Annotated in this window: 25 protein-coding genes; 11 read left to right on the forward strand and 14 right to left on the reverse strand. The window is 57.3% G+C overall.

Features of this window, described 5'->3' with window-relative positions:
- Positions 1 to 64 precede the first annotated feature (64 nt).
- Positions 65 to 907 carry a tRNA glutamyl-Q synthetase gene (locus HS122_03960; protein MBE7537549.1) on the forward strand — a complete coding sequence of 281 codons (843 nt, stop codon included), beginning with the start codon at positions 65 to 67 and terminating at the stop codon, positions 905 to 907.
- Between the two features lie 45 nt (positions 908 to 952).
- Positions 953 to 1,480 carry a molybdopterin adenylyltransferase gene (gene mog, locus HS122_03965; protein MBE7537550.1) on the forward strand — a complete coding sequence of 176 codons (528 nt, stop codon included), beginning with the start codon at positions 953 to 955 and terminating at the stop codon, positions 1,478 to 1,480.
- 27 nt (positions 1,481 to 1,507) lie between these two features.
- Here mog and HS122_03970 read toward each other — a convergent pair whose 3' ends face one another.
- Entirely contained in the window at positions 1,508 to 1,858 is a 351-nt protein-coding gene (locus HS122_03970; protein MBE7537551.1) for a nucleotide pyrophosphohydrolase, read from the reverse strand.
- A gap of 401 nt (positions 1,859 to 2,259) precedes the next feature.
- Here HS122_03970 and HS122_03975 point away from each other — a divergent pair, with 401 nt between their 5' ends.
- The gene (locus tag HS122_03975) at positions 2,260 to 2,673 is read left to right on the forward strand and encodes an Hsp20/alpha crystallin family protein (GenBank protein ID MBE7537552.1); all 414 of its coding nucleotides are present in this window, start codon (positions 2,260 to 2,262) and stop codon (positions 2,671 to 2,673) included.
- A gap of 496 nt (positions 2,674 to 3,169) precedes the next feature.
- Here the strand turns inward: HS122_03975 and HS122_03980 are convergent, their stop codons facing one another.
- Together HS122_03980 and HS122_03985 are read right to left on the reverse strand one after the other, a co-directional pair.
- The gene (locus tag HS122_03980) at positions 3,170 to 4,042 is read right to left on the reverse strand and encodes a 23S rRNA (adenine(2030)-N(6))-methyltransferase RlmJ (GenBank protein ID MBE7537553.1); all 873 of its coding nucleotides are present in this window, start codon (positions 4,040 to 4,042) and stop codon (positions 3,170 to 3,172) included.
- A gap of 3 nt (positions 4,043 to 4,045) precedes the next feature.
- Positions 4,046 to 4,531 (reverse strand): YhcH/YjgK/YiaL family protein, encoded by a 486-nt coding sequence (locus HS122_03985; GenBank protein ID MBE7537554.1) that lies wholly within the window; start codon positions 4,529 to 4,531, stop codon positions 4,046 to 4,048.
- 153 nt (positions 4,532 to 4,684) lie between these two features.
- Here HS122_03985 and HS122_03990 point away from each other — a divergent pair, with 153 nt between their 5' ends.
- Positions 4,685 to 4,933: a hypothetical protein gene (locus HS122_03990; protein MBE7537555.1), complete on the forward strand. Its 249-nt coding sequence runs from the start codon at positions 4,685 to 4,687 to the stop codon at positions 4,931 to 4,933.
- 156 nt (positions 4,934 to 5,089) lie between these two features.
- Positions 5,090 to 5,569 carry a hypothetical protein gene (locus tag HS122_03995; GenBank protein MBE7537556.1) on the forward strand — a complete coding sequence of 160 codons (480 nt, stop codon included), beginning with the start codon at positions 5,090 to 5,092 and terminating at the stop codon, positions 5,567 to 5,569.
- A 27-nt stretch (positions 5,570 to 5,596) separates the two neighbouring features.
- Here HS122_03995 and HS122_04000 read toward each other — a convergent pair whose 3' ends face one another.
- Complete coding sequence (locus HS122_04000) at positions 5,597 to 6,112, reverse strand: DUF192 domain-containing protein (protein MBE7537557.1); 516 nt, start codon at positions 6,110 to 6,112, stop codon at positions 5,597 to 5,599.
- 71 nt (positions 6,113 to 6,183) lie between these two features.
- On the opposite strand from HS122_04000, the gene HS122_04005 reads away from it, so the two are divergent.
- From HS122_04005 to HS122_04020, 4 genes are read left to right on the forward strand one after another with little or no spacing between them, the layout of a single operon-like run.
- Positions 6,184 to 7,332 carry an aminopeptidase P family protein gene (locus HS122_04005; GenBank protein ID MBE7537558.1) on the forward strand — a complete coding sequence of 383 codons (1,149 nt, stop codon included), beginning with the start codon at positions 6,184 to 6,186 and terminating at the stop codon, positions 7,330 to 7,332.
- A 20-nt stretch (positions 7,333 to 7,352) separates the two neighbouring features.
- A complete protein-coding gene (locus tag HS122_04010; GenBank protein ID MBE7537559.1) occupies positions 7,353 to 8,342 on the forward strand; it encodes a hypothetical protein in 990 nt (329 codons plus the stop codon).
- 54 nt (positions 8,343 to 8,396) lie between these two features.
- Entirely contained in the window at positions 8,397 to 9,158 is a 762-nt protein-coding gene (locus HS122_04015; GenBank protein MBE7537560.1) for a TlyA family RNA methyltransferase, read from the forward strand.
- Between the two features lie 42 nt (positions 9,159 to 9,200).
- Positions 9,201 to 10,040, forward strand: a complete 840-nt coding sequence (locus HS122_04020; protein ID MBE7537561.1) for an NAD(+)/NADH kinase — start codon at positions 9,201 to 9,203, stop codon at positions 10,038 to 10,040.
- A 100-nt stretch (positions 10,041 to 10,140) separates the two neighbouring features.
- Here HS122_04020 and HS122_04025 read toward each other — a convergent pair whose 3' ends face one another.
- From HS122_04025 to HS122_04035, 3 genes are all read right to left on the reverse strand, one after another.
- Positions 10,141 to 10,557 (reverse strand): hypothetical protein, encoded by a 417-nt coding sequence (locus HS122_04025; GenBank protein MBE7537562.1) that lies wholly within the window; start codon positions 10,555 to 10,557, stop codon positions 10,141 to 10,143.
- 62 nt (positions 10,558 to 10,619) lie between these two features.
- On the reverse strand, positions 10,620 to 13,190 hold the full coding sequence (locus HS122_04030) for an insulinase family protein (GenBank protein ID MBE7537563.1): 2,571 nt from the start codon (positions 13,188 to 13,190) through the stop codon (positions 10,620 to 10,622).
- 59 nt (positions 13,191 to 13,249) lie between these two features.
- Complete coding sequence (locus HS122_04035) at positions 13,250 to 13,687, reverse strand: hypothetical protein (GenBank protein ID MBE7537564.1); 438 nt, start codon at positions 13,685 to 13,687, stop codon at positions 13,250 to 13,252.
- Positions 13,688 to 13,853: 166 nt separating this feature from the next.
- Here HS122_04035 and HS122_04040 point away from each other — a divergent pair, with 166 nt between their 5' ends.
- Positions 13,854 to 14,366, forward strand: coding sequence for a transcriptional repressor (locus HS122_04040; GenBank protein MBE7537565.1), 513 nt, complete (start codon positions 13,854 to 13,856; stop codon positions 14,364 to 14,366).
- An 80-nt stretch (positions 14,367 to 14,446) separates the two neighbouring features.
- On the opposite strand, the gene HS122_04045 is transcribed toward HS122_04040, so the two are convergent.
- Positions 14,447 to 15,133, reverse strand: coding sequence for a superoxide dismutase (locus HS122_04045; GenBank protein MBE7537566.1), 687 nt, complete (start codon positions 15,131 to 15,133; stop codon positions 14,447 to 14,449).
- Between the two features lie 219 nt (positions 15,134 to 15,352).
- Between HS122_04045 and HS122_04050 the strand changes: the two genes are divergently transcribed.
- Complete coding sequence (locus HS122_04050) at positions 15,353 to 16,219, forward strand: TIM barrel protein (GenBank protein ID MBE7537567.1); 867 nt, start codon at positions 15,353 to 15,355, stop codon at positions 16,217 to 16,219.
- Between the two features lie 30 nt (positions 16,220 to 16,249).
- Here the strand turns inward: HS122_04050 and gatB are convergent, their stop codons facing one another.
- The 6 genes from gatB to rplT form a co-directional block, all read right to left on the reverse strand.
- Positions 16,250 to 17,704 (reverse strand): Asp-tRNA(Asn)/Glu-tRNA(Gln) amidotransferase subunit GatB, encoded by a 1,455-nt coding sequence (gene gatB, locus HS122_04055; protein ID MBE7537568.1) that lies wholly within the window; start codon positions 17,702 to 17,704, stop codon positions 16,250 to 16,252.
- Positions 17,705 to 17,715: 11 nt separating this feature from the next.
- Positions 17,716 to 19,179, reverse strand: a complete 1,464-nt coding sequence (gene gatA, locus HS122_04060; GenBank protein MBE7537569.1) for an Asp-tRNA(Asn)/Glu-tRNA(Gln) amidotransferase subunit GatA — start codon at positions 19,177 to 19,179, stop codon at positions 17,716 to 17,718.
- A gap of 15 nt (positions 19,180 to 19,194) precedes the next feature.
- On the reverse strand, positions 19,195 to 19,485 hold the full coding sequence (gene gatC / locus HS122_04065; protein MBE7537570.1) for an Asp-tRNA(Asn)/Glu-tRNA(Gln) amidotransferase subunit GatC: 291 nt from the start codon (positions 19,483 to 19,485) through the stop codon (positions 19,195 to 19,197).
- A 2-nt stretch (positions 19,486 to 19,487) separates the two neighbouring features.
- Entirely contained in the window at positions 19,488 to 21,950 is a 2,463-nt protein-coding gene (locus HS122_04070; GenBank protein MBE7537571.1) for a phenylalanine--tRNA ligase subunit beta, read from the reverse strand.
- A 23-nt stretch (positions 21,951 to 21,973) separates the two neighbouring features.
- Entirely contained in the window at positions 21,974 to 23,017 is a 1,044-nt protein-coding gene (gene pheS, locus HS122_04075) for a phenylalanine--tRNA ligase subunit alpha (GenBank protein ID MBE7537572.1), read from the reverse strand.
- 155 nt (positions 23,018 to 23,172) lie between these two features.
- Complete coding sequence (gene rplT / locus HS122_04080; protein ID MBE7537573.1) at positions 23,173 to 23,559, reverse strand: 50S ribosomal protein L20; 387 nt, start codon at positions 23,557 to 23,559, stop codon at positions 23,173 to 23,175.
- Positions 23,560 to 23,615: the final 56 nt, after the last annotated feature.

The following is a 23,615-nucleotide window of genomic DNA, read 5'->3' on the forward strand; positions in this document are numbered from 1 at the left end:
ATCGCAGTGCAAATCAGGACATGCATAGCCGCCTGAATTGCAAGCGGCCAAACATCCCCTTTCCATGTCCACGGCGCACCCAGGATACTGTGGAAGGCTTGCTCCTTCTCCCACGGGGTTGCTGCATGTCGGTCATGCCCAAACCTTCAATATCGCCTCGCAGCGAGCGCGCGCGGCCCAAGGAACTTTGCTGCTTCGCAATGATGATCTCGATCGTGCACGATGCCGGTCGCAGTATGTGGAGGCATTCATCGAAGACCTTTCCTGGCTCGGCCTCCACTGGGACGGTCCCATAGTCACCCAAAGCTGTCGCATCTCCCGGTACCGGCAGACAATGGAGTTTCTCCATGCGCAGCGCTTGATCTACCCGTGCCACCGATCCCGCCGGGATGTTGCGGAGGCCGCCAGCGCTCCGCATGAAAACGAACGCACGCTCTCCCAGGACGAGTGTGTCTACCCCCTTGCCTTTCGACCGCCAGTCAATGCGCCTCTTCCTCCCTTGGATGAAATCATTTCTGAAAACTGGCGACTGCGCGTGCCCGAGGGCAGAAGGCTGGAATTCAATGACGGTTGCACCGGAATCCACTCAGCTACGGCTGGGGTGGATTTTGGCGACTTCCTCGTCTGGCGGAAGGACAACATCCCGAGCTATCAGCTTGCGACGGTGATTGACGACATCGATTTCGGGGTAAGCGAGGTCGTTCGTGGAGCAGACCTCATTCAATCAACCTTCCGGCAGTTGTTGCTTTATCAAGCACTGGAAATGCCGCCTCCCGCATTCTTCCACTGTCCATTGGTACGAGATCAATCGGGAAATCGTCTCGCCAAGCGCCATGATTCCCTCAGCGTGCGCGCATTGCGCGCCGCAGGCTGCACTCCCGAAGAGGTGCTCAGCTGGCGACCATGAAACGACGCTGGAGAAGCTCGTGCCCTTGTGTCAATCCCTCCTCCCATGAGTCTTGTCATCGGCATCCTGAACATTTCAGACAGAGCCAGTGCAGGCATCTACGACGATGCACCGGGCAAGGCCTGCGCAACGCTGCTGCGTGAATGGATCTCCTGTCCAATCGAGATCGATTACCGCGTGATCCCAGACGATCAGCCACAAATCGAAAACGAACTAAGACGCCTCTGCGATGAAGTAGCCTGTGCACTCGTCGTAACCACCGGGGGAACCGGACCCGCGCCTCGCGACGTGACTCCGGAAGCAACCATCGCGGTCTGCGACAAGCTGCTTCCCGGGTTCGGCGAACAGATGCGATCAACTTCGTTGAAGCATGTTCCAACAGCGACACTCTCCCGGCAGACGGCAGGCATCCGAAAAAGGACGCTGATCATAAACCTCCCCGGAAGACCAAAGGCCATTAAGGAGAACCTGGCGGCAGTTTTCCCTGCCGTTCCCTATTGCATCGATCTGATCGGCGGACCGAGAATCGAGACTGACGAGAGGGTGATGAAATGTTTTCGGCCAGCTTCTTGACATCTCCAACCGCAAATCCTGCTGCGCCTACAGGTCAGTGTACTTTTCTGAGCGCCCGCGAGCTTTCTCAACGGGATATTTGGCGGCGTTGGCCTGCATCTTGCGAAGTATGGCCTGCGCAACATCAATACCAGTGACATTCGCGAACTCCATCGCGTAAATCATCACATCCGCCAGTTCCTCCTCGATCTTCGCGCGTTTGGCTGCCCCTCGTGCGATTTCCCTGGAGTCTTCCGGTGTCGCCCAAAGGAAATGTTCCATCAACTCCCCTGCTTCGGCAGCCAGCGCCATGCTTAAATTCTTGGGTGAATGGAACTGTTCCCAATCCCGTTCCCGGGCAAATGCGAGCACGCGATCCTTGATCTGAGCGATGGACATTTCGGAATCAGTTGGCTGCAGCATGGTGGTGTCACCCTAGACCAGACCATATCGCGGGCAATGCGGTTTACCTTTGAAGACCATATGGGCCAACCAACACGCATGGAAATCATGACGCAGCGAAATATTTTCGCTTGGCGATGATGCCGTGTTGTGCCATGGTGGGTTCATTCCAAGTTCATGAGCATGGCTCATCAGCATAATCACAGCATCGCCGACGCTTCGTTCACGAAGGTTCGCGCGCAGCAAAGCTGTGCCTTTATGCGCCACGCTACCGCGAATTGGAATAAATCCAAACACCGGGCCGGCTCTCAGGCGTAGTTTCCGTTTTTCGGACGTTTTAACGCCTTCCAAAGAGCTCCCGGTCCAGAAATGGAACCGAGCCAAATCGCTATTTACCCATGCATACGATCATCCGCCCACCCAGCTCGCTCCGAAATCGGAACAGTCAATCCGGCATCGTGGACGATCAGAAACATCTTCGCACTCCCCACTATGAGTGTCAGGATCGCGACAACGCCGTCGAAATCACGGCATTTGTGCCTGGTGTTGAGGCGCCAGGAGTTGAGATAGCGGCGAGCGGCCCGGACTTGATGATCACGGCTAGAAAGTCCCGATTTGTCCGTGTCAATTTCCAGTCCCTCCATCTGGAGAACGCCCAGAGAGACTATCGCTTGGTGTTAAGGCTGGGAAATGGACTGGCCTTCGGAGATCTCGCCGCAGAGATCCGCGACGGGATATTGACGCTTAGAATTCCCAAGAAGGACATACAGCCCTTGGCGGGCAATCCACTTGCCCTCAGCCAGGTGGCCTGAATCCAACGACCGCGGGCTACGCAATGCCTCTTGGAGAGACAGTGCAGCCAGCCCCTGTCGCTTGTCCATTTCCTGATGTCTTACGGCCGATTATTGCGGCACAAAAGTTTTTTCGAACTGTCCCTCAAGTTCGTCCTGCTTTAGACGATCTACACACCACCAACCGTTCTCCCGATGCCCCTCCCATTCCAGCCATATCCACTGCCTCCCCCACGGTCTGACGGCTCGGTATTGGTTGTGCCACATTACGATGTACAGTGGGTTCGACCCATTTTTCGCGCTCCATCGCTGCCAACACCATCGCAATTCTACACTGAGGTGCCCTTCACAGCGACACGCGTGAAGCGGGATACCGTCAGGAATCGCCCCTCCGCAGTCGGCGACCGGGTCTGAAGTAGCCTGCTCAGCTGGTTGCCCTTGGCAACGGCCCCCCTTGGGCTTGGACGCCCTGAAAATGGCTCAGTAGGCAATGCACGGATATCGAAATTTTGCAGTTTTAGGATTCCGGCACGAGCCAGCTCAGGCCGCCGCGCGCACCAGTATCTCGCGCCAATATCTCTGCGAGCCACTGAATGGCGGTCGTCACCTCCTCATCTGCCTTCCAGGGTGGATTCAGCACCAGAACACCACAGCCACGCATCTTCAATTCATTTTGCGGTCCGGCAACAATGACCTCCGCCATCCATGCGGCCGGAGGCTGGAGTCGCTGGATTTCCTGGAGAAAATGTTCGTTTCTCGCTCGCTCTGTAATCGGATACCAAACCGCAATAGTTGCCGATGGCATTCTCGCGATCGCTTCAGCGACGCATGCAACCAGTGAGCTCCATTCGCTGGTTGATTCGAAAGGCGGATCAATCAGCACCAACGCGCGCTTCTCCTCAGGTGGCAGAAATGCCCTGACCGCGCCATAGCCGTCCCGCCGTTGGACTGCCACCCGCTCCGCGGTCTGAAGTTCCGCTGCCAGCACATCATACTCACTCGGATTCAGCTCACAAAGCACGAGCCGATCCTGGGGTCTCATCCATAGACGGGCCAGCCAGGGAGATCCGGGATAGAACCTAAGCGTACCACCCAGGTTTCCACGGAGTTTGTCAAACCTTCTGACCGCATCCCGATAGATTTCCACGGACACGGGAACTCGGGATGCCGCATCAGCTATTCTTTCGTACCCATGCGGAAATTCCGCCTTCCGCGGCAATGATCGCCCCCACTCCGCATCCAGAAGGTCGTAAACTCCCCTTCCCGCATGGGTGTCCAAAAACAAGAATCCCTTCTCCTTTCTCTGCATGCCGCGAAACAGAACGCCGAGGAGCACATGTTTCACCACATCGGCAAAGTTTCCGGCGTGAAACTGGTGTCGATAGTTCAAATCTCAACCGTGCGCTCCCCACCAGACCACCGGCACCTTGATGACCGTCTTTCTAACTGAAACAGGAGCGTCAACCGCCAACGACGGACGATGGGCGTCAACGGGGAAGAAAACTCCGCCTGCTCCGCCCGAAACCTTAAGCATGGATTCACGTTCCGACGGAAAATAGAACAGAACGTCCTTCTCTGAACTCAGGTCCTCAGCAACGCGAAGACGGGAGACATCGGCAACTTCCATGTATTCTTCACCGACTACGACAACCTGGATGTCAATGTAGGCTCGGTGTGATTCCCATCGCACGGAGGATGAGGCCTTCGTTTGATAGGCCTGCTCCATGGCAAACGCACCCGATGCAAGCTCAATCCTGGCCACGTCACCGTCGCGCATCTGAATCAGTCTCTCATGGGCCGCACCCCGCGGGTGCAGCAGATCTTCAAGGTACTGAAACAATGCCGGCAAATGCGGGCGCTCACCAAGTTGGGTTTGCAAGGCCGAAATTGAACCAAATATCGCCATTTCGGCTCCTCTTGAATGCATCCATCGGCGTCAATGCAAGCCTTGCAGTTGCATGTTCGTTGGAAAACGCAGTCCGCTTCAGAACCGGGCTTTGACCTCGTCACCCGCAACCGCTAGCACCAACCAATGAGCACCGAGTTCGGATGGTGGGACAAGGATGACGACGGTCGGAAATATCAGATTGTTGCCGAGATTCACGGCGGGAATATCACATGGGCCCGCAAGCAGGGCCATCACAAGCCATGGGAACCCCATCCTCCAACTGCATCGAATTGGGACAGGCTTCTCAACGAGGCTAGGCGGCGGGTGCCGCGCCGTCTCCTTTCTCCCAAACAATTCGCTGAGATCGAACGCCTGCGTGAGGCCGCAAGCTGAAAATGGCCGCCAGGATGCGCCGACCGATGTGCAGCTCGACCTCATGGGCTTCGCCGTCCTCAACTTCTTCCGTCAGATCACCCCTCGTTTGGGGTGACGTTAGCTTGTCTTCGAGCCTCTTCACGCTCCATTCATCAGGAAACTTGTCACCACACCATGGCTAAAATCGAAGTCAACCAAGTCGCTGAAATTCTCAAGCGGAACAAGCTCGATCCTGCTCTTCTCAGGCAGGTGCTCGAGGAGCTAAACCACCTTGCAGACGCCGCGGCAAAGGCTGACGAGGAAAAACCGCCCGCATTGAAAAAGCAATTTGTCATCCTGATCAGCGATCCGGAACAAAGGCTGCCAAAGCACGATTTCGCCGGCTGGGTGCTTCAAATTCCCGAAAACGAAAGCCCGGCCACAACACAGGATCGGATCCACCGCAGCGCCTACGAATTCAATGCCTCAAAGAAGGGCCGATTGCTTCCCGTCAAGACTGTGGGCGAAGCTTTGGAGAACGTGCCGGCAAAGCACTTCAAGGATGCGGACGTCTGGGTGAAGACGAAGACACCCGTTCTGATGCTGCGCACTGACAATGAAATCCCCAGGGATTCTGACTCCACAAAGCATGCCCGTGGCCGGCGCATGGAGTGATGAATGGGGATTCCCAGCCATGCTGCGCTATGGTTGGGAAAGGTAGTCCTTGGAATTGAAGCCCCGTGCCTCCAAAGCCGCGGCCAACGCCTTCATGTCGAGTTTCGCGTCAACGAAGACCTTGTTCTCGCGAAACCACCCCTGCTTCAGTTCCACCGCAAATTGAAGCTCAGAGCTCCTGGATCTGACGACATTCTCATCGTAGGGATAGAGCGGATAGTGCTCACGGAGCACCCCTGATGCATCGAGGAACCCGATGTCGAGTGGCAACGGCGTGTTTCTCATCCAAAAGCTCATCGCCTGCGGGCGCTCAAAAACGAAGATCATCCCGTGACCGGGCTTGAGATCCCGCCGCTCCATCAGCCCACGCTGCTGTTCCGCTGGAGTCACTGCCAGTTGCAGGAAAAGAACCTTCCCACCCAACGAAATCTCAAACTCGTCAGCAACTGTCTTCGGTGCCTGCCCGGGTTTGTCCCCAGCCGATGGCAGGACAGCGAGGATCACGAACATGCAGCCGGCGAAAAAACGCCATCCCCACGGCATTGTCGAAAGCGGATTTGCGTTTTTCACGGCATGCAGCGAAATGAAAACACCGAAACGTATCAACTCCCATCATGCACGCACGTTTGACGCCCCGTTCAGACCTCCTGCTTTGCGCTGACTCCGCAAGCAACCCGGACATGCGCTACTTCTGCGGAATACACGTCCCGGATCCATTCATCGCCTTTCGATGCAAGGGCCGGAAGATCGGCATCTTCAGTGCGCTTGAGTTCGGCCGGGCGTTGAAGGAGTCATCCCTCGATGTTGTACTGCCGCTTGAGCCTTTGAGAGAAAAGGCCAAGACCCGGTGGCGCATGACAAATCCGTCCCACGCAGAGATCATCCTGATCGCAGCGGAACAGCTCAAGCTTCGCCGCTGCTTTGTAGCCGGCAATTTTCCAGTTTCGGTTTTTGCCAAACTTCGCAGACGGGGCATGCAGGTCGAAGTTGCTGATGCTCCCATCCTGCCCGAGCGGGAAGTCAAGACACCCGGGGAGATTCAAGCCATTCGAGAGGCAAACCGGATCTCGGCGGCTGGAATTGCGGCCGCAGAACGCATACTTTCAAGAAGCCGCGTCAAGGCGGGCAAACTCGTCCACCTCGGCAGAATCCTCACCAGTGAGGTGCTGCGAACCTCCATCGAGGTGGCATGCCTCGAAGCTGGCGGCGTTTCTTTGGACACCATCGCCGCGGGAGGCGACCAGGCCTGTGATCCACACAACCGAGGAAGCGGTCCCCTGCGCGCCAACGAATTGATCATCATCGACGTTTTTCCCAAGGCAAACGGCTCCGGATACCATGGTGACATGACACGAACTTTCCTGAAAGGGCGTGCCTCCGACGCACAGCGCGCCATGGTTCGGACCGTCGCAAACGCGCAAAAGAAAGCACTGAAAATGATCACTGAAGGCGTAAGCGGGCGCGATGTGCACAGCGCCTGCGTGGATGAGTTCCGGCTTCGCGGCTACGAAACAAGATCCACGCCCAAAGGGTCCATCGGGTTCTTCCACGGGACCGGTCATGGCTTGGGACTCGCCGTTCACGAACTCCCAAGGCTTGGAGAAACATCAGACTCCCGTCTCAAAGCGGGAGCCGTCGTCAACGTGGAACCCGGTCTCTACTATCCGGGCACGGGCGGGTGCCGCATTGAAGACGTGGTACTGGTCACGTCAGGCAAGCCGCGCATGCTTTCGTCCTATCCCTATGGCTGGGAATTACCCTGAATTCCAGGCGACACTCCACCATGTCAATTTCTCCCTCAAGAGCCAAAAGGCTCCTGGAAAGAATCTCCAACAAGCGCGTGCTGGTTGTGGGTGACGTCATGCTGGACCACTACATTTGGGGAAACGCCACCCGCATCTCGCCCGAGGCCCCAGTGCCTGTGGTTGAGGTGTCACATGATACCTATGTGGCCGGCGGCGCAGCCAATGTCGCCATGAACTGCCGCTCTCTTGGCGCCGGAGCGGCTCTTGCTGGAATCTTCGGGAGGGATGAAGCCGGTCGGCGCCTGCGCTCATTGCTCGACTCCGCCGGAATCGCTGCAATCCCGATTGCCGGACGCGGCTCGACCATAATCAAGTCGCGGGTGATTTTGCAGCATCAGCAGCTCTGCCGGTTGGATCGCGAAGAAAACCCCGAAGCATATCATGCCGACGCCAAAGCCGTTGTCAGGCGGCTGGAACATGAGCTGGATGCATGTGATGCCATTCTAGTTTCCGACTATGCCAAGGGGCTTGTCACCGACGATCTCATCCAATGTCTGGCGACTGAAGCGAGAAAACGGCGCATATTCGTCACGCTCGACCCAAAGCCAAAGAGGCCGATGCACTTCACCGACATCGATTTAATCACTCCGAACCGTGCGGAGGCCGCACAGCTCGCAGACGTGCCATGGCGACCGGGTCGTCCATTTCCCGCGGATGAAATCTGCCGCAAGATCCATGAGCGCCATCATGTCAAATACCTCGTGATAACCTTGAGTGAAGACGGTCTTCTTCTCAGTTCGGAAGGCCGGATTGTGCGGCAGATTCCCACTGCCGCACGAGAGGTCGCTGATCCATCAGGCGCTGGTGACACCTCCCTCGCAGCCATGGTACTCGCGCTTGCGGCCAATGCTGACCTTGAAACGGCAGCCCACTTTGCCAATGCAGCCGCAGGAGTCTCTGTGGGCAAGCTTGGCACCGCAACGGCGAGCCCGAGGGAACTCATCGCCTATATCTCCCATCGCGGCTGATGGAAGCGCTCTCAATCCCCCAGCAGCATCGGCAAACCGACCTGCCAAGCAATCATGGCCAAATCCAACCGACTGCGCCTGGATGAACTGCTTGTCCTTAGAGGTCTCGCGGAGAGCCGTACTCAGGCTAAGGCATTGGTCATGGCTGGGCGTGTCAAACTAGGCACCGAGCGCCTGGACAAGCCCGGCAGAACGCTGCCGATTGACTCCTCCAATCTCACGGTTGATCAGCCTCCCCAGTTCGTTTCGCGCGGTGGTGACAAGCTGGATGCATTCTTGAAAAAATTCCACCTTGGAGTTCAGGGCCTGCATGTTCTCGATGTCGGCGCGTCAACAGGTGGATTCACCGATTGCGTGCTGCAACACGGAGCCAGCGATGTCGTCTGCATCGATGTCGGACGAGCCCAGCTCCATGCCCGACTCCGTGCAGACTCAAGGGTCACCAACCTCGAGCAAATCAATGCACGCAAACTCAATCCCAAGGACCTGCCACGTGAAAAATTCGAGTTGGTGGTTGTTGACGTTTCCTTCATTTCCCTGCGTGTTGTCCTCCCGGCCATCTGGCCGCTTGTTTCCAAAGCCGGCAATCTTGTCGCCTTGGTCAAACCCCAGTTTGAAGCTGGCAAGCGCGACGTTGATCGGGGTCGTGGAGTCATAAGGGACGCGGCTGTACACAATGCCGTTCTCCAAGGTGTACTTTCCTTCTGCGAAACCGACCTGCCGGCAGCACGAATTATTGGGGCAATGGACTCCCCGATCAAGGGAGCGGACGGCAATCGGGAGTTCCTGATCGGCGTCACGAAGGACGAATTTTGATCGTTTTCAGGTCAACTTCTTCTAGCCTTTTCCGCGTCAAACATGGACCCCATCCGCACCCTCGCCTTCGTCATCAATCAGGACAAAGCCGGGGCGCCTGAGTTGGCTGCAGCCTTGGAAGACATTGCACGATCCCACGGCGTCACCGTACGCAGCAGCACCCGCTTTCCCATCGCGCACGATTTCCTTCACGGGTGCGATGCATGCTGCGTGATCGGAGGCGACGGTACGCTGCTGGGTGTCGTCGGAGCCGCCGCCCACTTCCAAATTCCTGTCATCGGCGTCAATCGAGGGAGTCTTGGATTCCTCACGACATTTTCCGCGGAGGAAGCGCGCGAGCAGTTTTCTTCGCTCCTGGACGGGAACTATGTGGTCGCTCCGCGCTCCCTGCTCGACTGTTCAACCGGCCCCGGCCAGCACGATCTTGCACTCAATGACGTCCTCATCAAGACGGAGATGAATTCACGACTGGCCCGACTTGAGGTTTTTGCAGACGGCCAGTTTGTGACAGAATACTATTGCGACGGTCTGATATTCTCCACGCCAACCGGTTCGACTGCCTACAACCTCTCTGCCGGCGGCCCGCTCATTCACCCCACTGCGGCTGTCATTGCGATGACACCGATCTGTCCGCATACCTTGAGCAATCGCTCCATCATCTTCCGCGACGATGTGCACCTCCTCGTGTACAATCGCACCAAGTCACGACTGCTGGTCGCCATGGATGGGCAGCGAAATCTCTTCACGTGCGAAACCTCGCCAATCGAAGTTTCGTTGTCCACCAAACGCGTTCTGCTCGCGCAAAGACCCGGCTTCGAACACTTCTCTGTCGTTCGAACAAAGCTAAAATGGACGGGAGGCTACACGAATCACGGCCATTGACTGATGCTTTGCGGCGCGAGCCATGGTTGCATCGACACAACCATGGCCGGCAAATGAACAATCCCGAGGTTAACCATTGAGTGCCAGTTGGCCGGCGAAGTTACTTCGGTACAGATTCACTCTTGTGATCGGTACCATTCGATGTTCCCGATTCGAAGGCTTCATCGGCGCCATTCGCTGGCGGTTTCTTTGCGTTCCCGCGCGGCTTCTTAAGTGCGTCACCGACCGCTGCAGCCTTTTCCGCCTTGTCGAGCCGTCCGTCTCGATTTCCGTCATATTTTTCCAATCGGCGCGTCTGCGCCTCCTGGCGTCCTCGCTGAACATCCGCCTTCCATACCGCTTTTTCCGCTTCGTTCAGGAAACCATCTTTGTCAGAGTCATACTTTCGCAAGATTGCAGCCGGCATCTGCTTTGGTTTTTCAACCACAATGTCCTGTCCCGCCGCTCCAACCGTCAATCCAACAAGGGCAAGAAACACGATTTCCGCCCGATAAAACTTGTAGGTGATGAATTTCATACACCAGCAGCACATGCCATTTGATGGCGTTTATCAAGCTTTATTTTCAACTATTTTGCACATCAGCCCTTCTGCCCAACTTTCAATTGGATACAACTGTTCCTTCTCAATCGGCTACTGGCGAACGCCGCTAGGTCCGAGAGTGTCACGGCATCAACTCTTTGGTCATACTCCTGCCAGTTATTGATCGCTATTCCCATTGCGCCATTAAGGGCAGCCTGCATCGCACGGCTCGCATTCGTCTGCATGGATTGCCTCCTCGCGGCCTTGAGTCGAGTCTGGCTCCGAAGCAGCTCCCTGGCATCCAAACGTCCCTCAGAAACGCGCCCAATTTCTGCATCAAACTCGCCGAGCACTTCGTCTGCATGGGCGGGTGCAGTTCCCGCAAGAAAAGAAAACATGCCTGAATACTGACCCATGACCCGAGCGGAACGCACAAAGTAGGCCAGTCCCTTTTCTTCTCTAACACGTTCAAAGAGCACCGAGGCCATTCCGCTGAACAATTCATCGGCGACTTCTCCGACATAAAAGTCCGGACTCAAAATGCCAGGTCCGGCATAACCCTGCAGTACAACGGCCTGTTCGCGCTGCTGGACCTCCGAAATGCTCCTAGCGGACTTGATGCCAACAAAATCCGGCTCGGGCGCAGGAACTCGTCCCTTTGGAAGCGATGCGAGGAACTTTTCCAGCTTGGGAACCACCGATTTCGGTGAAATCGATCCTGAAATGGCGAGAACAACATTTCCTGCGACAAACAACTCGCGGTACAGCCTGCTCAGCACCGCGACCGTCATCGAAGCAAGCCCTTCAATGTCTCCCTGGGAATCGAGTGCGAGCGGATGAGATCCAAAAAAATGGCGACGCAGGGATTTGCGAGCGTAGGTGACAACATCGTCGGCATCCTGCTTCAAATCTGCCAACTGCGCTTCTCGTTCAGTCTCGAAGGTTGACGTCTTGAATCGAGGCTCCAGCACCGCGTCCTGAAGCAGTTCCAAGGAAAGATCGAAGTCTGGAGGCAGGCATTCCACGGCGAGACCAATCACGTTGTTGCCGGCAACCGAAGTGAAGGATCCACCCACGCTTTCAATGCGCCGTGCAATGGTCGCCGCCGAGTGTTTTCCCGCATCCTTGGTCAGCATCGTGGCCAGCATGGCCGAGGCTCCGCGTTTGTCGTCAGGCTCGTGGACGACTCCACCACGCACCAAAAGACGCATGTGCACATTGGGCAGGCGGGTCTCCCGCTGCCACAACACGCGTGAGCCATTTGTCAGCCGATGCTCTTCAAAAATTGGCGAAGTGGGGCGATGCGCGATCGTTGCATTGACCTGTGGGATGCTCTCTCTCGGATTCAGGGAAACGGATGTCAGACGTGCAGGTACAAGGTAGGCTCTCGCCACCCGCACCAGACGGTGCGACGTGACGCCCTTCAGTCGGTTGAAGTATTCCTCGGAGAATTTCAGATCTCCCACCACCACCTCAGCAGAACCCAAACGAGAGGCCTGACCCGACATCGTCTTGCGGGAGTTGATTTCACCCACCACCAGTTGTCGAATCGCCTTGCGGATCTGCGGGGCAGCAAAGCCTTTTTTCAGCGTGGCTTGAATTGTTTCCAGAATACCCTGTGTGGCTGCAGTCCGCTTGTTTGAATCACAATTGAACGAAACGTAGAACAAACCCACGGAACCTGGATTCCAGCTGCTGACATCCACGGAATGAACAAGCCGCGCCTTCTCCCTCACCTCCTGCCAAAGCACCGAACTATCCCCGTTCCCCAGGATCATCGCGAGCAGGTCGAGAAATGGAGCGTCCGGATGGGTGATGCCAGGGATCTGCCACCCCAGTCCGGCACGCGTCATTTCAACATTCTCAAAGAGGTGCAGGCTGCGCGGTGCCAGCGGAGGTTCCTCCATCGGTACGAGAACCGGGGCGAGTTTCTTCCGGGTTAAAGATCCAAAATGGCTGTCGACCAAGGCACGCGCATTGCCCACGCCTACATCGCCAACGATGGTTACGACTGCGTTGTTGGGAACATACCTGGCTTGATGGTAGCCAACGAGGTCCTCTCGCGATGCGGTCGCGAAGACGTTTCGATGCCCAATAATCGGCAATCGGTAGGGGTGCTGATGAAACGCTGTTTCAAACAACGCTTCGCCCAGCCGCTGATCAGGATCATCCCTCCCCATGTCAATTTCACGCAAGATGACCTGCTTCTCCCTTTCGACTTCATTCTCGGGAAGGGTCGGGTGGAACACCAGATCGGCAAGCAGGTCGACTGCCACTTCAAGATGCTCGCTTGGAAGATCGACATGGTAGACGGTTCGATCAAATGTCGTGTATGCGTTGATGTAGCCCCCGTGGGTCTGGACAGTGGCGCTGATTTCACGACCAGTACGCCGGGAGGTCCCCTTGAACACCATGTGCTCCAGAAAGTGGGACAGTCCCGAACCTAGGTTGGCACCCTCATGAATGCTTCCTGACTTGACCCATACCTGCACAGAAGCGAGGGCTGCGGAATTGTCGGGCTTGATGATCAGCGTAAGGCCATTGGGAAGCACCATGCGCTCCACCGGCTCATTCCAGAATGGAGCAAGCAAACTGAGGTCAGATGTCTTCGAATTTGTCCTGTGTCGCATGTAAACAGATAATGCGCCGGGAAATCCTCGCCTGGATCAACCCGCGCGCGCTGACCAGCCTAGACAGATTCCAGAACGGCCCGCGACCACCCGACGGGTGGCGGTTGCTTCGGGCGGAACGGCTTCACAAACGCATCTTCAAAATCAAAGACTTCAGCAAAATCCTCCAGTCGATCGTTCTCAGTCTTGGAGAAGACACTGTAGTCGATGAGACTGAAAACTATGTCACCAAAATCAGAGCAGCTCCGGACTCCCCAGGAGTTCAAGACCGTTATTGCCAATGGTCCAAACTGCTCGAGGGCAAACACGCGCAACCCATCAAGCAACTCCGGCCCTGTAACATGAAGTGAACGACCCGCGCGCCTGCTATCGCGCTTTTTCAAAGCCTTGACCGCATGGTCCAAGCCTTCCCGGGTAAACAGATAGGCGCGTCGGTCAAAACGAGAGTCCTCTTTCCGAATCAACTCGATAATTTCCTCAAAATCCAGTTCCGGCATGGTGATGGCAGGAGCTACTTGTTGCATACCTGCCCGGAATCCGCAATCGCCGGCTTCCTGAATGCTTAAACTTTGCGCTAGTGCTTGGACATCATGAACTCCGCCTTGCCGCAATTTTCTCATTTGCGTTAATGCACTTTGCGATTTCTCTTTCAAACCATTGACCATGATTGAAACTCAAGAAACAAACACCTTGCCTTCCACGGACGCGACAACACGGAGTACTCCCATTGAAGTCGCCGTTGCCCGCCTGCGTGCCGCTGGCCTGAGAATCACGCAGCCTCGCATTGCCATCCTGAATGCGCTGATTCGACGCGAACAGCCTGCGAGTATTGAGCAGATCCACAATGATCTTAAAGGTAATACGTTTTGCGATTTGGTAACCGTCTACCGCTGCCTCGCGGCATTTGAAGAACTGGGCTTGGTTCGACGTTGCTTTTTCCACAATGGCACCAGCCTTTGGCAGATCAACCTTGCTGGAGAAACGACCTATCACGTGGTCTGCAAGTCTTCCAATACGATGGAACAACTCGATCCGCAAACCTCCGCCGAGCTTAACACCGCCATCAAACGGGTGGAGGATCTCCTCCAGTCAAGGGGTTACACCGATGTAAGTCACATGGTGGAGTTCTTCGGAATCAGCCCAGGCGCATCCAAGGCATCTTTGTCGGAAGGCTGAAAAAGACCGCACTCCCCAGTGCAGACAGAACCCGCACCCTGACGGTGCGGGTTTTTTTGTTGGTCAAGCCATGGATTCACCTACGCGGCAGCTGCGAAGTGCTTGGCAGCTACATCCCAGTTGAGCACTTTCCAAAAGGCCTGGATGTAGTCGGCCCGGCGATTCTGATACTGGAGGTAGTAGGCGTGCTCCCAGACATCCAACCCAACAATCGGCACCGCATTCTCCAGCAATGGCGAATCCTGGTTCGCCGTTGACAGGATCTTGAGTCCACCCTGTTCCGGCACAACCAGCCACGCCCATCCGCTGCCAAAACGTGACGAGGCAGCGGTCGAGAATTCCTTCGCAAATGCATCAAATGAGCCGAACGTCGACCTGATTGCATCCGCCAAACGTCCTGAAGGGGCACGCGCCCCTCCCGGAATGAGCAGCTTCCAGAAGATCGAGTGATTCACATGTCCACCGACATTGTTTCTCAATGCGGCGCGAGCCGGTTCAGGAGCTTCGAGGAGATTCAACAGCAGGTCCTCCGCCGTGTATTTCCTCAGCCCAGGCAGCAGACTCAAGGCCTTGTTTGCATTGTCGACGTAGGCCTTGTGATGTTTGGCAAGGTGGATCTCCATCGTTCGGGCATCGATATGCGGCTCCAGAGCGTCGTAGGCATAAGGAAGCGATGGCAGCACGAACGGCTGGGTATGCACCTCTGCAATCCGCGATGCAAACATCCGTTCGCTCGACTCCTGTTCCGCGGAAACGTCCAATGTCATCACAGCAGTACCAATTGAACCAAGCATGGCAATTGCACCACGACGGGAGACCGGTGCAGAGAAGGGTGCGGGTTTCATTCGTCAATCGTAAGTGTATCAGCGCCGCGGGCAAGCTGTGGTGCACGATCATTCTCGATTGTCCGGCTGCACGCGATCTGAGGCTCCACCCGAATGCGACCGGACTTGCGAATCACGACCGAAGTCTTCATTGTTTGCGCAATGTCACACCCAATCACCCGTCGCGAAGCCGTCGCCTCGCTGGCCGGAGCAGTGCTGCTCGGTGCAAACGCCGGCACCTCTCTAACCGCATCCGAAGCCCCACTCTCCCGTTCCATGAGTTTTCATCACTCGGTCTGCAAATGGTGTTACAAGGACATTCCTCTTGAGGACTTGGCTGCCGCAGCGAAGGGACTTGGCCTCGAATCAATTGAACTCCTCGGCCCCGAGGATTTTCCCCTGCTGAAGAAACATGGCCTGACATGTGCCATGGCCAATGGATCCAGCACCATCCGCGATGGCTTCAATCGCCGGGAGAACCACGAAAGACTCGAGGCAGGATTCATCAAGCGAATCCAGGAGTGCGCGGACGCCGGCGTGCCCAATGTCATCTGCTTCTCCGGCAGCCGCAAGGGTCAGGCTGACGAGTTGGGCCTCGAAATCTGCGCCGAGGGTCTAAAGCGGATCATGGGCAAAGCCGAAAAGACAGGAGTGAACGTGGTGATGGAATTGCTGAACAGCCGGGTCAACCATCCCGACTATCAATGCGACCATACCGAATGGGGAGTCGAGCTTTGCAAGCGCGTTGGCTCGGAACGATTCAAACTGCTCTACGACATCTATCACATGCAGATCATGGAAGGCGACGTCATCCGGACGATTCAAACACATCACAAGTATATCGCCCACTATCACACGGGCGGCAATCCGGGGCGCAACGAAATCGATGAAACGCAGGAGCTCTACTACCCGGCGATAATGCGTGCGATCAAGGCAACCGGCTTCACGGGTTTCGTGGCCCAGGAGTTTATTCCGAAGCGCTCGCCTCTGCAATCTCTCGCGGAGGGCGTCAGGATCTGTACCGTCTGACCCTGGAGCAGGGATTACAAGCGACAGTGCCTACATCTCTGCAAGCAGGCCACGCAGCATCTCGTCCACGAGCTTCGGATTCGCACGGCCCTTCGCCGCCTTCATTACGGGGCCTTTGAACGCATTGATGGCGCTCTCCTTGCCCGCCTTGAAGTCAGCCAGCGACTTCGCGTTGGCAAGAATCGCTTCACGACACCACTTCTCAAGGTCGCCGGAATCCGTCGCAGTTCCCAAGCCTTTGGACTCAACGATCGCCACCGGCCGCTGACCCGTTGCGGCCATCTCGACAAACACGTCCTTCGCAAGATTGGGCAGGAGCGTGCCAGCATCAATCAAGCCGACGAGTTCGGCGATGTGCACAGGCCGGACTCTGGCCTCCGGGATCGACTGCCTCTGGAGCCGCAATTCTCGCAAGAGGTCGTTGATGATCCAATTGCCCACGGCCGGCGCCCTGCCATCACCAGCGAGTTTCGCCGCCGCCTCAAAGTACTCGCTGAGTTCGCGATCGGGGATCAATACCGAGGTGATCGTGTAGGGCAGTTTGTACTGCTCCTGGAACCGTCTCTGTTTGTCGAAAGGCAGTTCAGGGCATTCAGCCTTGAGTCTCGATTGCCATGCCTCGTCCACCTTGACGGGCATGAGATCCGGATCCGGAAAATAGCGGTAGTCGTGCGCCATTTCCTTGGAACGCAGCGCCTGAGACGTGCCGGTCAGCCCGTCGTAGTCACGCGTTTCCTGGCGAATCGCGCCTCCCGAGGACAGAACAGAGATCTGGCGCTTGATTTCGTGCGCGATTCCATCCCTCACGAAGGAGATCGAATTGAGATTCTTCAGCTCAACCTTCGTGCCAAGTTTCTGCTCGCCAGCCGGTCGGATCGAAATGTTCGCGTCGCAGCGCAACTGACCCTTCTCCATGTCGCAGTCGGAAATCCCCGCATGGACCATCACGGTTCTCAGTGCGGTGAGATACGCGAATGCTTCATCGGGCGTGTGTAGTGCCGGTTCAGATACAATCTCCATCAGGGGCGTGCCCGCACGGTTGAAATCGATGAGGGAATCGGCCGCCGCGTGGTTCAGCTTGCCGACATCCTCCTCGAGGTGAATGCGAGTGAGAGGGATCCTCTTGTGCTCCCCCTGAAGGTTGCGGGCCGCACCAGGCAGTTCAATCTCGACGCTCCCGCCTTCGCAGATCGGCTGGTCGTACTGGGAAATCTGGTAATTCTTGGGGGAATCCGGATAAAAATAGTTTTTCCGGTCCCATTTGCAGACCGGTGCAATCCGACACCCCAGCATCAGGCCAGCCTTTATCACCGCATCAAGCGCGGCCTTGTTCATCACTGGCAGGACTCCCGGCAGCGCCAGCACCACCGGATCCGTGAGCGTGTTGGGTTCATGACCGTAGCCGGCGCCCGCGCGGGCGAACATCTTCGACTTCGTCTTGATCTGGACATGCACTTCCAGGCCGATGACTGCTTCGTACTGCATGGCTGGCGTGGTCACAACGGTGGGCGTCGTTCCGCCCATGGGTGGTCCCTTTCGTAGGCGCGACCGATCGCAAGCAGCGCGGCCTCCTTGAAAGGCTGCCCGATCAACTGAAGGCCGATCGGGAGCCCGGTTCGTGCAAAGCCGCACGGCACGCTCACCGCCGGAAGGCCGGCAAGGTTCACTCCGATCGTATAGATGTCGTTCAAGTAGAGCTCGAGAGGGTCCTTCTTCGCACCGTGCCTGAACGCAGGCGTAGGGGACACGGGCGCCAGAATGGCATCAACATCCTGAAACGCAGCCAGAAAGTCATTGCGGATGAGCGTCCGCACTTTCTGCGCCCGGAGATAGTAGGCGTCGTAGTAGCCGCTCGAGAGAACATAGGTGCCCAGCACAATGCGGCGCTTGACCTCCTGGCCAAAGCCTTCGGCGCGCGACAGGAAGTAGAGATCGTTGATATCCTTTGCGTCGCTCGATCGATGACCGTAGCGAACACCATCGAACCGCGCGAGATTCGAGGAGCACTCCGCCGTGGCGATGATGTAGTAGGCTGCGATGCCATACTGCGTGTGAGGCAGTGAAACCGCGCGAATGTCGCACCCAAGCTTCCGATAGTGCTCGATGGCCGACTGCACCGCCGCCCCAACTTCAGGATCCAATCCCTCTCCAAAATACTCCTTTGGAATGCCCAGCTTCCAGGGGCCCGCCGTCTTCGTGACGGCGGCGCGATAGTCCGGGATTTCCGCAGGGTACGATGTCGAGTCCTTCTCGTCCTTCCCCGCCATGACACCGAGCACCATTGCGGCATCCTCCAGCGTGCGCGTCATGGGTCCAATCTGGTCGAGCGACGACGCATAGGCGATCAGGCCATACCGGGAGACCAAGCCATAGGTTGGCTTCAATCCGACAACATTGCAGAACGACGCCGGCTGCCGAATGGATCCGCCCGTATCCGAGCCCAGTGTGGCGATCGCACAGCCCGCGGCGAGTGCAGCTGCGCTTCCACCCGATGATCCACCCGGAACGCACTCGAGATCGTACGGATTGCGGGTCACTTTGAACGCGGAGTTTTCCGTCGACGAGCCCATGGCGAACTCATCGAGATTGAGCCGCCCCCAGCATATGGCTCCCGCCGCCTTCAGCCTCCGCGTCACCGTGGCATCGTAGGGAGAAACAAAATTCGCGAGCATCCTGCTGGACGCTGTCAACGGCTGCCCTTCCACGGCGATGACATCCTTGAACCCAATCGGAATTCCATCGAGCGCGCCCAGCGAACCGCCCATGGCGCGTCGTGCATCGGAAGCACTGGCCTGGGCCAGCGCATCCTCCTCATCGTAGGAACTAAATGCGGCCACCCTCGGCTCCACCTGTCTCGTGCGCGCGATCACCGCCTTCATCAGCTCAAGCGAGGACACTCTGCTTTCCCGGAGAGCCTCGGAAAGTTGTGCAATCGTGCAATAATTGAGCGGGATCTTCATCGACGACGGCACCGGCTAATCAACGACTTTCGGAACCGAAATCATGTTGTCACGACAGGCCGGGGCATTCGCCATGGCCTGTTCCACGGGAAGGCTCGGTCCGGGAACATCATCGGCCCATACATTATATACGGGAAAAGCGTGCGCCATCGGCTCCACACCCGAAACATCCACCTCCTTGAGCTTTTCAATGTACGCTAGCACATCGCCCAACTGGGATGAAAAGGTCCGCTTTTCCTCCTCCGTCAACGCGATGCGAGCCAGGTTCGCAACGTGATCAATGTCGATGTTCGTGCCTCCAGACATCGCTATTTCCTCAAAACGTATCCCGGATGCGAGGATAGTTCCGTCTGCAACTTCTGGAACACCGCGTTGACCTCCTCATCGGTCAGCGTCCGGTCTTCGGCGCGAAAGACCAGGGAGAATGCGAGGCTCTTCCTGCCTTCCGGCACGCCCGGTCCATTGTAGACGTCGAATACCTTCACCCCTTCCAAGTGGAACGCATTGCCAATCGCGGTCCGGGCCATTCCAGCCAGGGTCTTCCGCACTTCATCCGCCGGGACGCTGCCATCGACGATGATGGCAAGATCGCGCAAGGCCGGGGGGAAGGACGAGAAGGGCTTGTACCGGCGCCGCACGGTCTCGCTCGAAATCTTTCCGGGCAGCACGGCAAGCACACCCGCGAAGACTTTCCCTTCGACACCCAATTGTCTCACAGCAGACAAGCCAAGCAGGCCGAAGCTGGCCGTCCAGCCATGCGCCAGATTGCCGGCAGTGCATGCATGCCCAGGCTGCCAACCGCTTTCCAGCGAAGTCACCGGAGCCAGCGGCTGGCGGGAAAGATCGATCCCGGCAAGCGACGCGATCGACTCGATGCAATGCTTGGCAGAATAAAAGTCCCCAGGCTCCCGGCGAAGCCAGGCGCGTTCACCAACTGGCTCAGCAATGACAAATCCCACGGACGCACACTCCCAGATCTGCTCACCTTCCTTGCGGAACACCCGCCCGGTCTCCGCCAGGCGCGAGACAATCACGCCACGAGCCTGATTCAGCTTCAGCGATTCAAGCAGTCCTCCAATCAGCGAGGAGCGCAGGTGCGACTGATCCTCCACAAACGGATTTGCCAGCGCGAGGTCGTCCACGGGCGCACCCGCCGCCTGCTGCTCCTGCTTGGAGCGCAGCGTGTAGTTGACGCACTCGTGAAAGTCGTGTCCGACGAGGTATTCCATCGCCGCCCGATTGAATCGAACAACCGGATCGTCCTCGGCCAGAAGGCCGGGAGCGGAGACCTGCGCGACAGGAATCTTGTCCGTCCCGTGCAGACGAAGAATCTCCTCCACCAGATCGATGGGGCGATCAAGGTCGTCCCTCCAACTTGGAATCGAAACGGTCCACTGGACGGCTTTGTCCTCGGAAATCTCCCGCTCCCGGTTCACCATCAGCTCGAGGGATTCGAGTGATGCCTTCATCTCCTCGGTGGAAAGTTTGAAGCCGATGCGATCGTTGACAAGATCGGGGCGCATCACGATCTCACGCTGCCAGGGTACATCGCTTCCCACGCGGTGGATCTTTCCAACCACCCTTCCACCGGCAGTTTCGAGAATCAGATCCAGAGTCCGGTGCGCCGCCTCCAGCAGCGTATGCGGATCGACGCCCCGTTCGTACCGATAGGATGAATCGGAAGTGAGGCCAAGGCGACGGCTGGTGGCGCGGACCGATTGGCGCCTGAAAACAGCCACCTCGAGGACAAGGTCCCCGGTATTCTCGCCGACACCCGAATCCATGCCTCCCATTACGCCCGCAACCACCACCGGACGTTCAGCATCGGCAATCACCAGCATGGAGGAACTCAATGTCCGCTCCCTTCCATCGAGGGTCGTGATCTTCTCCCCCTCGCTCGCGTTCCGGACGATGATCTGACTTCCTCTCAGCTTTGAGGCATCGAACGCATGCACAGGCTGGCCGTATTCGTGAAGGACATAGTTGCCGACATCCACGACGTTGTTGATCGGACGCAACCCCACCGCGCGCAGCCGATCCTGCATCCAGCCTGGGCTGGGACCAATCCGCACCCCCGCGATGGTGAACGCAGTGTACAACGGACAATCCTGCTGCGAATCGACGCGCACTTCCTTTAGCAGTTCGCCGGCACCCGCAACGTCGGAAACCGAATTGGCCGTGAACTTGATCTCAGGGTAGCGCAGCTCGCGCTTGAACCATGCAGCCAGTTCGCGCGCGATTCCCAGATGTGAAAGGCAATCCGGACGATTCGGTGTCACCTCGATGTCAAACACGACGTCGCCGGCGGGTAGCACGTCATTGATCGGCAGGCCAAGGTCCGGACGATCCGTCAGTATCAACAATCCGGTGTGATCGTCACCGACTCCCAGTTCACGACCGGAACACATCATGCCGTCAGAGGCCTGCCCCCGGATCTTCGATTGCTTGATCTCGAAATTGCCGGGCAGAACCGCTCCAGGAAGCGCGACAGGCACTCGATCGCCAGCCTTGTAGTTCTGCGCGCCGCATACAATCGTCCGGATGCCATGCTTGGGGCCGACATCAACCGTGCAGACGGAAAGCTTGTCTGCGCCGGGATGCTTTTCCCGCGTCAGAACCTCTCCCACGTAAACAGACGCGAGAGCGGGTGCTCCGGTGTGCAGGACTCCCTCCACCTCAAATCCGAGAAAGGTGATGGCGCGGGAGATTTCCTCTTCCGACAGATTGCCAAGGTCGACGTAGGACTGAAGCCAGTTTCTGGAAACTTTCACGGTGATGATTCTAAAGGGACCTCTCAGGCAAACTGACGCAGGAAACGCAGGTCGTTCTGATAGAAATATCGGATGTCATCGATGCCGTAGAGTAGCATCGCCAGGCGTTCGAGTCCCATGCCAAACGCATACCCCGTCCAGATCGAAGAATCGTAGCCGACTCCGTCGAACACGACGGGATCGACCATGCCGCAACCGCCGATTTCGATCCAGTCCTTGTTCACCTTCGGCAGGTGCCTGGCGCTCAGATCAACTTCAAAGCTCGGTTCGGTGTATCCGAAATAGTGCGGCCGAAAGCGCGTCTTGGTGTCCTTGCCGAGAAGCGATGTGAAGATGTAGTCCAGCAGCGCCTTGAGGTCCCTCACCGTGACGTTGCGATCGACGTAGAGGCACTCGAGCTGATGGAAGTTCGCGGAGTGCGTCGCATCCGTGGCATCGCGCCGATAGACCCGCCCGGGGGATACAATGCGGATGGGCGGAGGGCCCTTCAGCATCGTGCGGATCTGCACGGATGACGTATGGGTGCGCAGCAGATACTTCTCGTCGGGAGTCCGTTTCGCGATGTTTCCGAAACGCGCCCCCGTCGGAAGGTAGAACGTATCCTGGGCATCGCGTGCAGGGTGATCCGCAGGAGTGTTCAGCGCGTCGAAGCACATGTATTCTGTTTCCACCTCCGGTCCATCGGCAACTGAGAATCCCACTTTCCTCAGTATGCGGCACATTTCCTCACGCACAAGGGTGAGCGGGTGATATGTGCCGGGCCCTGCATCAGGCGATGGAAGCGTGGGATCGATCGTCGGGCCAAGCTGCGAGGTGATTTCCGCCTCGCCGATTCTCGCAAGCGCGGCGTCGAGCTCCAGCTGGAGTTTCGCTTTCGCTTCATTGATGAGTTTTCCCATGGCAGGACGCTGCTCCTTGGGAACACCACCCATCTGTTTCATCAGGGCGGTCAGCTCACCGTTTGGTCCGACCAGCCGCGCCTTGGCCGCCTCGAATTCGGGGCGGGACTTGAGCGCATTCAAATCGGCGTGAGCCTTGGAAATAAGTGCGGTGAGAGTCTGTTCCATGGGAAATGGCGCGCAAAAATGGGTTCAACCAATGGCAAAGTGAAAATAAAAAGGACGGTACTCCAGGGAGGAGGCCCGTCCTTCAAGGGCAGGCACCTGGGCGATCAGGCGCCGCCGCGGGGGGCGAGCCGGTCCGGCTCGCGTTGAGCATAACCTCAGGCCTTCGCCTTCGCGGCAGAAGCCTTGTTCTTCAACGCGTCCTTGGCCTGATTGACCAGCACGTTGAACGCCGCTTCATCCCGAATTGCAATGTCGGACAGGACCTTGCGATCGAGATCGATTCTGGCGGCCTTGAGCCCCTCTATGAAGCGGCTGTAGCTGATGCCTGCATTGCGGCAGGCTGCATTGAGGCGCACGATCCAGAGACCGCGCATCTCGGACTTCTTCTTTTTCCGGTCACGGTAGGCATACTGCCAGGCATGCTGGACAGCCTCCTTGGCGTAGCGGAAGAGCTTCGATTTGCTGGCGAAGTAGCCCTTGGCGTACTTCAGTACTTTCTTGCGACGACGGCGGGAAGCCGGGGCGTTTGTTGAACGAGCCATGTTGGTATTTCCTTTTGGTTTTGTCGCCGGAAGGTCGGCTGAGGATCACCTTCCAA

The sequence above is a fragment of the Opitutaceae bacterium genome (assembly GCA_015075305.1).
Taxonomy (GTDB): domain Bacteria; phylum Verrucomicrobiota; class Verrucomicrobiia; order Opitutales; family Opitutaceae; genus UBA6669.

Coding starts and splice junctions, on each gene's coding strand:
- HS122_03960 (MBE7537549.1), top strand. CDS start 65: ATGTCCACGGCGCACCCAGGATACTGTGGAAGGCTTGCTCCTTCTCCC.
- mog (MBE7537550.1), top strand. CDS start 953: ATGAGTCTTGTCATCGGCATCCTGAACATTTCAGACAGAGCCAGTGCA.
- HS122_03970 (MBE7537551.1), bottom strand. CDS start 1,858: ATGTCCATCGCTCAGATCAAGGATCGCGTGCTCGCATTTGCCCGGGAA.
- HS122_03975 (MBE7537552.1), top strand. CDS start 2,260: ATGCATACGATCATCCGCCCACCCAGCTCGCTCCGAAATCGGAACAGT.
- HS122_03990 (MBE7537555.1), top strand. CDS start 4,685: ATGAGCACCGAGTTCGGATGGTGGGACAAGGATGACGACGGTCGGAAA.
- HS122_03995 (MBE7537556.1), top strand. CDS start 5,090: ATGGCTAAAATCGAAGTCAACCAAGTCGCTGAAATTCTCAAGCGGAAC.
- HS122_04000 (MBE7537557.1), bottom strand. CDS start 6,112: ATGCCGTGGGGATGGCGTTTTTTCGCCGGCTGCATGTTCGTGATCCTC.
- HS122_04005 (MBE7537558.1), top strand. CDS start 6,184: ATGCACGCACGTTTGACGCCCCGTTCAGACCTCCTGCTTTGCGCTGAC.
- HS122_04010 (MBE7537559.1), top strand. CDS start 7,353: ATGTCAATTTCTCCCTCAAGAGCCAAAAGGCTCCTGGAAAGAATCTCC.
- HS122_04015 (MBE7537560.1), top strand. CDS start 8,397: ATGGCCAAATCCAACCGACTGCGCCTGGATGAACTGCTTGTCCTTAGA.
- HS122_04020 (MBE7537561.1), top strand. CDS start 9,201: ATGGACCCCATCCGCACCCTCGCCTTCGTCATCAATCAGGACAAAGCC.
- HS122_04025 (MBE7537562.1), bottom strand. CDS start 10,557: ATGAAATTCATCACCTACAAGTTTTATCGGGCGGAAATCGTGTTTCTT.
- HS122_04030 (MBE7537563.1), bottom strand. CDS start 13,190: ATGCGACACAGGACAAATTCGAAGACATCTGACCTCAGTTTGCTTGCT.
- HS122_04035 (MBE7537564.1), bottom strand. CDS start 13,687: ATGCCGGAACTGGATTTTGAGGAAATTATCGAGTTGATTCGGAAAGAG.
- HS122_04040 (MBE7537565.1), top strand. CDS start 13,854: ATGATTGAAACTCAAGAAACAAACACCTTGCCTTCCACGGACGCGACA.
- HS122_04045 (MBE7537566.1), bottom strand. CDS start 15,133: ATGACATTGGACGTTTCCGCGGAACAGGAGTCGAGCGAACGGATGTTT.
- HS122_04050 (MBE7537567.1), top strand. CDS start 15,353: ATGTCACACCCAATCACCCGTCGCGAAGCCGTCGCCTCGCTGGCCGGA.
- gatB (MBE7537568.1), bottom strand. CDS start 17,704: ATGCAGTACGAAGCAGTCATCGGCCTGGAAGTGCATGTCCAGATCAAG.
- gatA (MBE7537569.1), bottom strand. CDS start 19,179: ATGAAGATCCCGCTCAATTATTGCACGATTGCACAACTTTCCGAGGCT.
- gatC (MBE7537570.1), bottom strand. CDS start 19,485: ATGTCTGGAGGCACGAACATCGACATTGATCACGTTGCGAACCTGGCT.
- pheS (MBE7537572.1), bottom strand. CDS start 23,017: ATGGAACAGACTCTCACCGCACTTATTTCCAAGGCTCACGCCGATTTG.
- rplT (MBE7537573.1), bottom strand. CDS start 23,559: ATGGCTCGTTCAACAAACGCCCCGGCTTCCCGCCGTCGTCGCAAGAAA.